Origin of the sequence: Pseudoalteromonas sp. TAE79 (assembly GCF_000498015.1) — a bacterium.
Classification (GTDB): Bacteria; Pseudomonadota; Gammaproteobacteria; order Enterobacterales; family Alteromonadaceae; genus Pseudoalteromonas.
On sequence record NZ_AUTL01000125.1, the window covers coordinates 24,292 to 35,841 of the forward strand.

An 11,550-nucleotide genomic window follows, 5' to 3' on the forward strand; every position below is an offset into this window, starting at 1 on the left:
TCATGGGAACGTTTTCGCACCAATGGTTTAGCAGTATTAATGAGATTGATCAGGCGCAGTGGCAACGTTTATTTGGTGATGAACCATTTACTCAACATGCTTTTTTATATGCCCTTGAGCAAAGCCAATGCGTAACACAAAAAAGCGGTTGGCAGCCCCATCACCTCGCTATTTTTGAAGATGATACGCTCATTGCGCTTGCACCTGGGTATTTAAAAAGTCATTCATACGGCGAGTACGTATTTGACTGGGCATGGGCTGAGGCATACGAAAAACACGGTTTAGAATATTATCCCAAGTGGCTATCTGGCATTCCCTTTAGCCCTATTGAAGGCAAGCGTATTGCTATCGAGCACGCTAACCCAAATGCGGTGTATCAGTACATTACAGAGCAACTTAATATACACAGTGCTGATCAAAGGTGGTCGGGGTGGCATGTTAATTTTTGCGACGAAGCCCAAGCAACATCATTAACTGAGCAACATGCCATGCTAAGAGTGGGTGTGCAATTTCAGTGGTTTAATAAAGATTTTGAAACCTTTGACGATTTTTTGCAAATACTTAACTCACGAAAACGTAAGTCACTTAAAAAAGAGCGAGCTAAAATAGCGCAACAAAATATTGATATTGAATGGCTGCAAGGAACGCAAATTACGCCCGAGATAATGCAATTGTTTTGTGAGTTTTATCAGCGTACCTACTTAAAGCGATCTGGTCATTTGGGCTATTTAAATATGGAGTTTTTTACGCTTTTACATGTATTAATGGCTAATAACCTCGTTATTATGCTGGCCAAAAAAGACGACAACGTGATTGCTGCAACACTTAGTTTAGTAGGTGAGAATACGCTTTATGGGCGCTACTGGGGAGCAAGTGAGGAAGTAGATTCGCTTCACTTTGAGCTGTGCTATTACCAAGGTATTGAGTTTGCAATAAAGCATAAACTCAGCTGCTTTCATTCGGGAGCACAAGGTGAGCACAAAATAGCACGCGGATTTGAACCCGTACTTACCTACTCTGCTCACCATATTGTTGATGGCGACTTTAGTAATGCAATAAGCGACTACTTAAAGCGTGAACGCGGCCATATTGATATATATAAAGAGCAATGTAGCTCATTACTGCCGTTTAAAAACGAGTAACTGATTATTTGCAGGCATGGCAGTATCGCTAATAAGCGTAAGCCCTGCTTGCTTAGCTAGTTGTTCAACTGCTTCAAAATCTCTTATTCCACTTAACGGATCGCGCTCTGTTAAAAAGGCACTAAAGTCATCATTACTTGGGCTGGTAAATTCACCTTGGTACTTAAATGGTCCGTAAATACACAACATACCGTCGCTATTTAAGTGACGTTTAACACCATCAAAAAAACGTTCAACTAATTGCCAACTTACAATATGAAATGTGTTTGCAGTATAAATAGCGTCAACCTTATCTACAGGCCATTCATTATTTAAATCAAGCTCAAGTGGTGCATGTAAATTAGTTAAATTAGCTTCGCGGTGCCATAAATTAATCCCTTCGTGGTTTATAGCGCGATCACTTGTATGCCATTGTAAATGTGGTAATTGCTCTGCAAAAAACACACTATGTTGGCCGGTTCCTGATCCGACTTCGAGTACTGTTTTAGTATTTTTTAATACGTCCTTTAATTGCTCTAAAATAGAGGTTTTATTGTTTTCACAGGCTTGTGAAAATGGCTTTGTCATTACTGTGCACCAAAATTGTAGATTAATGCACAACAGTAAAGCAAATTTAGCTTATTTTGTCGTGATGAAAAAAAGGTAATTTTTAAATACTATAACTATCATATGGTTGAGCTGGTTCATTATGGTTGGTACGTAATATGCTTTTATATTGTTAACCCACTAAAGGGTTTAACTTATATTAAATTTCAAAGGATAAAATTATGCATATACCCCCTTATACCGCTGTAGACGCGGCCATTGCTATAACCGAAAAAACCACCGACGATCATAGTTACGCCGTTGATATGAGAGCTACAGTAATCGATTTACTTTCGCACCCTAAACATAATCAACAGGCGATGACCAAACATGAAACAGATCAGATATTTATTCTTGGCTACAATTAAAACTCAAATTAGTATCGCAAATAATTTTTATAATAACTGTTTACACTGAAACCGATTAAATGTAATGATAACTATTATCGTTAACTTAAGTCGGTTTTTTATGTCTTCAAATTATGCCCAGCATCGTTACCATCAAGAACTCTCTTGTCATTGCTTAAGACCTGGCCTGCATGCACCCATGCTCGTTGCCGATTACATAGAAACCGCCCTTAACGTCGCCAAAAAATTTGAGCAACAACGTAATCCCTTGCTTCAAGAGTTTTATCTTAGACGCACACACCATGAAATTATGAACAAAATGTGCGACCCTCTTATACATAATGCTATTCGTAAACAATGTTTAGAGCAGTTATACAAACCTTTATTAGCACTAAAACGGTTTTATAAAGTGCATAACAATACTGCACAATTTTTAATACTTGAGCGTGAAGCTCGTATTCTTAGTCACGAATTCAACCCTTTTTAAGGAGCACACTTATGAGCAACTTTAGAACAGAATCAGACAGCATGGGCGAGCTACAAGTACCTACTGATGCGCTCTATCAGGCGCAAACACAGCGAGCGGTTAATAATTTTGCCATTAGTGGCTTACCTATGCCAAAGCAATTTATAACTGCACTGGCTTATATAAAACAAGCCGCTGCACAAAGTAACTGTGAGCTAGGCCATTTAAGCAAAGCTAAAGCCGATGCAATTGAGCAAGCTTGCCAAAGTATTATTGATGGTGAACATGTTGAGCATTTTCCCGTTGATATTTTTCAAACAGGTTCTGGCACAAGCTCAAATATGAATGCCAACGAAGTTATTGCAACGCTTGCTAGCCGGATAGGCAATGAAAGCATTCACCCTAATGATGATGTAAACATGGGGCAAAGCTCTAACGATGTAGTCCCTACTGCTATCGCACTCAGTAGCGCAATAAATGTAGTGTATGAATTACTTCCTTCGCTTGAAAACTTATCGCAAAGCCTAGAAAAGAAAAAAGCTGAGATAGGCCATATAGTTAAAACGGGCCGTACGCATTTAATGGATGCAATGCCTGTAACATTTGATCAAACACTAAGTGCATGGCAGTCACAAGTTAATCATGCCGCAGCAGGAATTAGACATAGCCTAGAGCGTGTATGCGAACTTGCACAAGGCGGTACAGCTGTTGGAACAGGAATAAATGCAGACCCTAAGTTTGCAGCCAAATTTGCAGAAAACCTGAGTGCCAATGTAGGCATTAGATTTACGCCTAGTAGTAACTTTTTTTATAACATAGGCTCACAAGACGCCATAGTAGCGCTTTCGGGGCAATTAAAAGTACTCGCTGTAGCACAAATGAAAATAGCGAACGACCTACGTTGGATGAACTCAGGGCCACTTGCGGGCTTAGGCGAAATTGAGCTAGAAGCACTTCAACCGGGCTCGTCTATTATGCCAGGTAAAGTAAACCCAGTAATACCAGAAGCCGCAGCCATGGTAAGCGCACAAGTAATCGGTAACGACGCGACCATTACAGTAGCAGGCCAAGCGGGTAATTTTGAGCTAAACGTTATGCTGCCAGTCATTGCTTATAATATTTTGCAAAGCATAGAATTACTTGCCAATAGCGCACAAGCATTGGGCGATAAAGCCATTGCCAGCTTTAAAGTAAATCTGCCTAATATAGATAAAGCACTCGCTAAAAATCCAATTTTAGTGACTGCGCTCAATCCGGTGATCGGTTATGAAAAAGCAGCAAAAATAGCAAAGCAGGCTTATAAGGAAGCCCGCCCTATTATTGATGTAGCCGAACAAGAAACCGATTTACCACGCAGTGAACTCGAAAAGCTACTTAATCCCACCAAACTAACGCAGGGGGGACTTTAATAAACGATATTTTTTACGGCTTTAATTACTTGATAATATAGTTTTTATTGCCGTAAAAAATGCACCGTGTATGATAGTGATGAATATTTCATCACTATCAAGGTTTGTTATGCGTACCCCATTGTTAGCCATACTTTTACCACTTTGTTTAACTGCATGCTTAGATAAAACGCCAACTGAAACGCAGCAAGTAACAATAACCTCAGAAACTGAAGCGCCAAAGCAAGAGCTACAAAAACTAAAAGAAAACACTCAATTACAAGAAAATACAAAAAATAATGTAATTGCTGAAAGCGTTTCAATAGACGATATAAAAACAGCTAAAGCCGAATTAAATACGCTCATTACAGACAAGCAATGTGATACAAGCACTCAATGCAGAATAAGTGCCGTAGGTAGTCGCGCGTGTGGCGGGCCAAGCAGCTTTGTTGTGTATTCAACAAAATCAGCGTCTGAAAAACAAGTAGCAGCCCTTAGCGATAAAATTACTAAGCTTGAAAGTAACTATAATTCACAAAAAGGGATGATGAGCATTTGTCAGCATTTAACAACGCCAAGCACGCAGTGTGTTGAAAATAAATGTGTTAAACTTGAAGGTTCAGCGGTAAGTGCATTTTAAGGATAACGTTATGAGTTGTTTACCATCGGCAATTAAACTATCAATTTTAAGCATTGCTAGCAGCATTTTATTACTAAGTGGTTGTGCTAGTACTGTGACGTCAAATGAGCAAAGTAAAAACTTGTCTGACTTAAACTATGATCTTAGTAACATGGTGAGTAATAACAGCTGCACCGCAAGTTTTCAGTGCAAAGTACTTGAAGTGGGCGCCCGCACATGCGGCGGACCGAGTAAGTATGCTGTTTATTCAACGCTGAACACATCTCAAGAAGAAGCAGAACAGCTTGCTCAACAAATAACAAAACAAGAAAAAATACAAAATAAAGCACAAGGCTTAACCGATTGTTCACCAGTACTTGAAGTGCAATCGCTGTGTATTAATCACCAATGCCAGTCGTTTGATATAAAATAAAAACGGTCGCGTATAATTTAATCTCAGCGTTAACCTAAATACGGAATTAACGCTGAAATTACAACCACCAGCACCACGCAAATACCCGCTTTTATAATGTACTTCATGGGCATTGTTTTAAGCACCCAATATGCATAAATAAAGCGTACAAAATAACTCGCCGCAGTACCAAACAACGCAAAAATAAGTAGATAAGCAATTAGAGTAATATTCATAATAATCTAGTGCAACTACTTAGTTTTTTTAGTGTGAGCAATTAGTAAGTCAGCTACTTGTTGTTTTACGGCTCGCTTATCATCACTTGGGACATCAAAGCGACTGGCTAGTTGCGCAATCTCATCATCATTTAAATTAAACGATAAACGTTGACGCGTTTTTTTAGACTTTACATCTAAGCCAAGTATTTTACGGATCATATCTGACGGCGTTAACTCTTGGTCTATAGCTTGCTTTTTTATCAGCTTTTGAACTTCGCTGCTTAGATCAAATGCCATTTGTGTGGCACGTACAGCTTGTTCCTGACGCAACCACTTGTCTTTAGCATCACTCACTTAGCATCTCCGGGAAACAAGTCTACAATGTCTGACATTGGACGCATGAGCGTTAGCGATACATCGGTTTCGCCGCCATCCCAAATTTCGATATTTAAACCAAAGCCTTCATTATCTGACGCTAAACAAATCATTTCGCATGGTTCACCACCTTCTTGCTCATAGCGAGGCAATGTTTGATTGCGGTAATCTTTATTATGGAAATAACACACATAAGGCGACTCGCTTTGTTGATAACTTTTAGCTAAAAACTGCATAAAGCGCTCTGGTGTATTTTGCACTGTAATGTGGGTTAACGACTCTTCATCAAAAATACGCGCAAATTCATCAAGGCCAAATATCTCTTCAACTTCGTTTCGCTGAATTTTAATAGAAAAGTTAGCCCACTCTTCGCCGTCATCTTGCTCAATTTGTAAAAATACAACTTGGCCGCTATTTGTCTCAAGTACAAATTCAGTATCGCTGCTGTGCTGATATTGGTAAGTCTGAATATCAGTAACACGTAGCGTTTCACCTTTTAACCATGCCGGATAAGCAAATGAGTCGATAACGCTAAACATGTCGCCTTTTTTAAGCTCGCTCGGATGATTAAGCTGACGCTCTGGCTCTTTTTTAGATTTGAAAAAATTAAACATAGGAAGGCTGCCTTCTAAGCAAAAAAGGTAACTGAGCAAAACTCGGTTACCTTTTTAAAGTATAAACGTAATGGTTAGCTATTTTGCTTCGCTTTGATGCGAGCTAAAATATCAGCACTTTTTGGACTTGTGTCGCCAATGCCTGCTTCAGCCATTTTTGCTTTTAAGTCATCGCCATTTACGTCTGACTCAAGTTGCTTTGCAGCACCTAGCTGGTCGCTACGATCTTGTTGACGCTGTTTAATGCGTTCAAGCGATTGACGAGCCGATGTCATAGACGAGCTGTTTGTATTAAGCGTGCTGTTAACAGCCATTGTTGCTTGCTGTACGCTTTCAGTGGTTTTTACCATTGTAAGCTGGCGCTGATTCTCTTTAATTGATTTTTCAGCATCTTTAACTTGCTGCTTAAGCGCAACAATATGGTTACTAAAGCCAGATAATACTTGCTCGTTTTCGGCTTTTTCAGCTTCAAAGTCACCAATTTTTTCTGCAATTTCTAATGCTAACGCTTCGTTACCCTTTTCAAGCGCTTGGCCTGCATACGCTTCGTGTTCCGCGATTGATGCATCTACAGCGCTAATTTTACGCTTAGTTTGCATTTCTTTAGCCATTACTTCTGTAAGGCTTTTTTTAGCGCGGTGAAGTGCATTTTGCGCGTCTGCAATTTCTTGCTCAAAAATACGGATGCCATTTTTGTCTACAATTGCTTCGCCTGCTTCACGAGCGCCGCCACGTACTGCTGTAAATAATTTTTTTAAAATACTCATAATCTTAACTCCACTAACTGGCTATTAATCGTTTAAATACAAGGTCACGGCTTCTAGTGCATCGATAGCGTTATCGGCTAATGTCACTAGTTCGTGGGTAACGTCATCTAATGATGAATTTACCGACAGTGCACCAAAAATCGCGTATTTGTTATCGATTTTAGCAAATGCACTCAGTGGAATTGGCACGTTTAAACGTAGTAATGTTTCGTTTAACTCGTTGCGTAATTCACTCTTAACTTCATCTTCGTCAAACAAGTAGCTAATACATAACAACTGCTCTTGCGTTTGTGTAACAAAAATTGGAAGTTCATCATTTCCATCAACAATGACTTGTAAAACATCTTGCTCGCCAGGGTTGGCAATCAAGAAAGACTCAAAGTTAGCGCCTTCAGTTTCAAAAGAAGCTAATTTTATTGAAAGTTCATTTAATTCCATGTCTCTGCCTTTTGTCGTTTGACATATTATGTCTGAGTTAAGGTTCTCACGACCGACATATTATGTCAACCATGTTTTGTTAGTTTTTATACAATTCGCTTTCTATTTGCCATGCAGTTCGGTAGTAATCATACAACTGACCAGATCCTAACCTATTGACCTCAATACTTTTAACTTGTTCAAAGTAGTGGTTAGGAAATACAAAGCTTGCCAATAAATATTCTTTACTAATCCACCTTGATGGCACAGGCATAGCCGTCGCATCATTAATACGGCCACTGGCCGACTGACCCATTTTAGTGGCTATAGTCCAGCCCCACTGCCCAAACGAAGGTATGTTTTGCTGATACTGCTCAACATAGCCAAACCCTGCGGCTTTAACTGTTTTAGCAATGCTTAAAAACGCTTTTTTAGCGTGGTAAGGTGAAGTTGATTGAACCGCCATTGCGCCATCGGGTGCTAATAACTGACGTACATGATTATAAAAGTAGTCACTGTACATTTTATTTAGATCAGGGTGATTTGGGTCCGGTAAATCAATTAAGATAGTGTCGAACTGCTTAGATTGATCAAGCAGCTTTTCAACTTCTAAAAATGCATCACCCACAATTATGTTGGCTCGCGAGTCTTGCATCGATTTATTGTTTAGCTGTAGTAATCGCTTATTGATGTGCTCTGGGGGCGTAAAGTCACCGTCTTTATGACCAAATAAATTGAGAAGCTGAGCGTCTAAATCTATTAGCGTTACTTCACTCACAGGCCATTTTAAAACATCTCTAAGTGCAAGCCCGTCACCACCACCAATTATTAATACACGGTCGTGTCTGTTAGAGGCAAGCATTGCAGGGTAAACCAGCATTGAATGATATATTTGTTCATCAATACTTGAGAACTGCAAACGCCCATTTAAATATAAATCGGTGATTGGCTGAGGTTGGTTTTTGCTTAACCTTTCGGTTAAAACTACGTGCTGGTATTTGGTTGCTTGCGAATAAATTACTTTATCTTTGTATAAAACATTACTTAGATTGTTCATCCAGCTACTGCCAAATACTAAAATAATGCCAAACAATGCCAGCAGTACTATATGGCAAACTAAAAGTGCCTTAGCAAAGCGTACATGGGCATGGTAACGCCATAAAAAAGCGAGTCCTGCGATGATATTAAATAACGCCGTCCACGCCGCAGCTTGCATTATAGGCATTGAGAGCATGATACTTACCCAAATGGCGGCACCAATACCAGCACCAATATAATCGGCACCATAAATAGTCCCTGCGTTGTTTTCTAAAAAACGACCATAAACGTGCTGACGAATGCGCGCTATAAGCGGTATTTCCATACCAATAAATAAGCCCAGTATTAAACCAAAAACATAAGGTAGAAAACGTGACCACTCTTGTAGCTTTTGAAATACGTAACCATTAAGTACAACATCTGGGGGTAAATTAAAAATGCTCGAAAATAAATGAGGAAGAGAATAACTTACAGCTATTACACCCGCTATCGCTAAAATGCAGCCCATGCCAACCAAAGCAATAATGCTTTCTAGCCAAGCAAAAGCGGTAAATGCATCTTTAAACCAACGCGCTAAAAAAGCGCCTAAGCCCATTGCTACAATCATAGTACCGATCATGGCGTAAATAGCGCTTTCTACTGAGCCAAGTACACGGCCCGCATAATGAGAGAGTAAGTATTCATAAATAAGGCCGCACCCAGCAAGCACGGCCATAACAGTAATTAGTAATATATCGTGCCCAAGTAAGCGAGACTTACTTGGGGGAGTGTTGGTTGATGACACTGATTATGCGCCTAGTAAGGTTGCCATAGTGATACCTACAGCAAATGATACTGCTGCAGAAATAGCTGCTACACCTACATTTTTTTGACGATTAACTTCATCGGAAATATCGCAACCAGATAAAATTATTTTAATTGTCACTAAGTGCAAAATAATAAATGCGACAAGGCTCACAACAGCGCTAATAGCCCAGTATAGTAAACTCGCATTAATGTTATCAGCAGCGTATGGCGCAACACCCGTTGCAGCTGTAATAGCTAATGCACTACCTATTAAAAATCCAGCGTAACGAATACCCACAGCTAAGTTACCATCAACAATTGCTTGTTGTAGGCAGTCGCCACTTTTGTTTGTACGCTTAAATAACTGCACTCGGTACTGGCTAACAAGTAGTAATACAACACTACCTATAATAAAGGCAGCAATTACAATTGGAAGACCATGCCAGCCATCAGTAGCCACCCATAAAAGTGCTGAGCGAATAACTATTGCAACGCTAACAACATGACCAAAATCAATTATTGAAGCTGTAACGTTACCTTTAACTATTTCGTCGTGCAGGCTTACTTTACGAAGCGCTACTTTATCTTGAAAAAAGTGACCCAACTTAATAAGTACAATTGCTAATGCGCCGTAAGCTAACATTTGCAGTGCTTCTTGTTGCAATGTTGCAGCAAAAGCACCACTACTTACACCTGTTAATACAATCGCCAGTGCCACTAAACCAGCGGCAAAGCTAATACCAAAAGCAAAGTTATCACGCTCTGTTATTTCATCATTTGCGTGTAAGTTTGAAACCCAACCTTTTATATATTTAAGGCTTACAAATAATAAAACAATAATTGCAAAATCAATCGCCAATGCTTGTAGCGACCACATAGTTATTCCATTAAATTCATACATATTATTCTAACTCCAACTTTATTCTTTTACTTACCACGGCTCACGCCACGAGAGGTTCTGCTACCGCTATCACGCACCGATCCTGAGCGATTGCTATAACTGCTCGAACGAGAATAACTACTGCGGCTTTTTGGTGGCGTATAACTACTACGGCTTAAACCGGATGCACCTGTTTTTTTACTCGCATAAGGGCTTGTAAACTGCTTACCTTGGCGTTGGTATGTTTGGCGCGTGCGTGTTTCTAGCGCGCTTTGGGTTTTAATTTGTTTAGGGCTTGAATAACGCGAACGGCCATAGTCATTGTAATAACTATACTTTCGGCGTTTGCTCCAACTTCCATATTCAACACGGTCAAATACATCGCCTAAAATACGGTACATGCCGTACCATTGCCAAAAGCTAATGCCATTACTATTTGTTTGCCAGTTACCATAGTTAGGGTTACCTACCATTTGGTTACCAACACCCTCACCTTCAGCTTGCTTACTAATTGCGCCTACACGCGCTAAAGTGCCTTTGGACATATCAGCTAGCATATTAATAGGATCGGTTAACGCATCAGAAAATAGCGTAGGTTTAGACGCATCACGCAACAAATCAATACTATGCAACGTATCTTCGTAAGGAGGAATTAAGTAAGTTCCTTTAATATCTTTAAGTCGCTGTGTTAAACCACTATAAAGTGCGCCTCGGCGCGTTGCATCAAGGGTAATTACATCAACAACTTTTGTAAGCTCTGGCTTTTGTTTTTTAAGGAGCTCGCCATATTCTTTAAGTAATACAGCATTGCGCACATTCCCATTATCAAGCGCAGTACCAAGCTGTGACAGCTCTGTATCTGCTTTTTTAATAGACTCTTGAATTGTTTGTTGCAGCTGCTCTTCTTTAGATTGACAACCCATAAGCACTGCGAACAAACAAAACAGGCTTATAAGTTTCCAAGCTTTAATATTCGACATTCATGTCACCTGATTTACTAAATTAACGCAGCTAGTTTTACACAGGTCACTTATTAAACCAAGAATGAAATTGCAACAAAGTGAGAAGAAACGAACATCTCTATAATCAGTGTATGATTTAGTGAAAATATGAAGCTATATAATGAGGTTCGAATTGAAGTACCTCTTTATAAAAAGGTACTTACGGTGATCTTAGTGTCGGGAGTCGCTGCGCTCACCCGACCTACGTGATGGGTGTTGAATAAGTGCGCATTAATTATCCGCATTTCACTTTTCTGCAGACGTAAAAAAGCCCGACTCTTTCGAATCGGGCTCTCTACAATGTGAGGTCTGGTGGTGTCGTAGTGCCCACAGCGGTAGAAAGTCACATAGCAAATGCTATACTCTTTGTGTCAGGGCGGCCTTCAATGGGTCTCGCCTTCGAGCTGTTTTGTTTCACTACTGAGTGCGGTTTGGGCTCTTGGCTATTTACTAAATCCCAGAAAGCAAAAAACCCGTCACATTGCTGTAACGGGT

General features: G+C 39.8%; 15 protein-coding genes. 6 read left to right on the forward strand and 9 right to left on the reverse strand.

Features of this window, described 5'->3' with window-relative positions; genetic code table 11:
- Positions 1-2: 2 nt before the first annotated feature.
- Positions 3-1,142, forward strand: a complete 1,140-nt coding sequence (locus L655_RS0108235) for a GNAT family N-acetyltransferase (RefSeq protein WP_024604728.1) — start codon at positions 3-5, stop codon at positions 1,140-1,142.
- Here the strand turns inward: L655_RS0108235 and L655_RS0108240 are convergent.
- On the reverse strand, positions 1,119-1,709 hold the full coding sequence (locus L655_RS0108240) for a DUF938 domain-containing protein (protein ID WP_024604729.1): 591 nt from the start codon (positions 1,707-1,709) through the stop codon (positions 1,119-1,121). The genes L655_RS0108235 and L655_RS0108240 overlap by 24 nt on opposite strands.
- 200 nt (positions 1,710-1,909) lie before the next feature.
- Here L655_RS0108240 and L655_RS0108245 point away from each other — a divergent pair, with 200 nt between their 5' ends.
- The 5 genes from L655_RS0108245 (at position 1,910) to L655_RS0108265 (ending at position 4,980) form a co-directional block, all read left to right on the forward strand.
- Positions 1,910-2,095 carry a hypothetical protein gene (locus L655_RS0108245; RefSeq protein ID WP_010554833.1) on the forward strand — a complete coding sequence of 62 codons (186 nt, stop codon included), beginning with the start codon at positions 1,910-1,912 and terminating at the stop codon, positions 2,093-2,095.
- Positions 2,096-2,159: 64 nt separating this feature from the next.
- Entirely contained in the window at positions 2,160-2,561 is a 402-nt protein-coding gene (locus L655_RS01000000125330) for a hypothetical protein (protein ID WP_033011710.1), read from the forward strand.
- Between the two features lie 11 nt (positions 2,562-2,572).
- Positions 2,573-3,949 (forward strand): class II fumarate hydratase, encoded by a 1,377-nt coding sequence (locus L655_RS0108255; RefSeq protein ID WP_024604730.1) that lies wholly within the window; start codon positions 2,573-2,575, stop codon positions 3,947-3,949.
- Between the two features lie 109 nt (positions 3,950-4,058).
- Entirely contained in the window at positions 4,059-4,568 is a 510-nt protein-coding gene (locus L655_RS0108260) for a hypothetical protein (RefSeq protein ID WP_024604731.1), read from the forward strand.
- 10 nt (positions 4,569-4,578) lie between these two features.
- Positions 4,579-4,980, forward strand: coding sequence for a hypothetical protein (locus L655_RS0108265; protein WP_024604732.1), 402 nt, complete (start codon positions 4,579-4,581; stop codon positions 4,978-4,980).
- Positions 4,981-5,009: 29 nt separating this feature from the next.
- Here the strand turns inward: L655_RS0108265 and L655_RS0108270 are convergent, their stop codons facing one another.
- From L655_RS0108270 to L655_RS0108305, 8 genes are all read right to left on the reverse strand, one after another.
- Positions 5,010-5,195 carry a hypothetical protein gene (locus L655_RS0108270; protein ID WP_024597424.1) on the reverse strand — a complete coding sequence of 62 codons (186 nt, stop codon included), beginning with the start codon at positions 5,193-5,195 and terminating at the stop codon, positions 5,010-5,012.
- A 15-nt stretch (positions 5,196-5,210) separates the two neighbouring features.
- Complete coding sequence (locus L655_RS0108275) at positions 5,211-5,531, reverse strand: hypothetical protein (protein ID WP_024597423.1); 321 nt, start codon at positions 5,529-5,531, stop codon at positions 5,211-5,213.
- Positions 5,528-6,166, reverse strand: coding sequence for a hypothetical protein (locus L655_RS0108280; protein ID WP_024604733.1), 639 nt, complete (start codon positions 6,164-6,166; stop codon positions 5,528-5,530). The genes L655_RS0108275 and L655_RS0108280 overlap by 4 nt, the downstream gene beginning before the upstream one ends.
- 74 nt (positions 6,167-6,240) lie before the next feature.
- A complete protein-coding gene (locus tag L655_RS0108285) occupies positions 6,241-6,933 on the reverse strand; it encodes a PspA/IM30 family protein (RefSeq protein ID WP_004335088.1) in 693 nt (230 codons plus the stop codon).
- Between the two features lie 24 nt (positions 6,934-6,957).
- On the reverse strand, positions 6,958-7,371 hold the full coding sequence (locus tag L655_RS0108290) for a DUF2170 family protein (protein ID WP_004335098.1): 414 nt from the start codon (positions 7,369-7,371) through the stop codon (positions 6,958-6,960).
- A 79-nt stretch (positions 7,372-7,450) separates the two neighbouring features.
- Positions 7,451-9,172 (reverse strand): polyamine aminopropyltransferase, encoded by a 1,722-nt coding sequence (locus tag L655_RS0108295; RefSeq protein WP_024604734.1) that lies wholly within the window; start codon positions 9,170-9,172, stop codon positions 7,451-7,453.
- Positions 9,173-9,175: 3 nt separating this feature from the next.
- Positions 9,176-10,075, reverse strand: coding sequence for a DUF350 domain-containing protein (locus L655_RS0108300; protein ID WP_024597420.1), 900 nt, complete (start codon positions 10,073-10,075; stop codon positions 9,176-9,178).
- 26 nt (positions 10,076-10,101) lie between these two features.
- The gene (locus tag L655_RS0108305) at positions 10,102-11,034 is read right to left on the reverse strand and encodes a hypothetical protein (RefSeq protein WP_024604735.1); all 933 of its coding nucleotides are present in this window, start codon (positions 11,032-11,034) and stop codon (positions 10,102-10,104) included.
- Between the last annotated feature and the right edge of the window lie 516 nt (positions 11,035-11,550).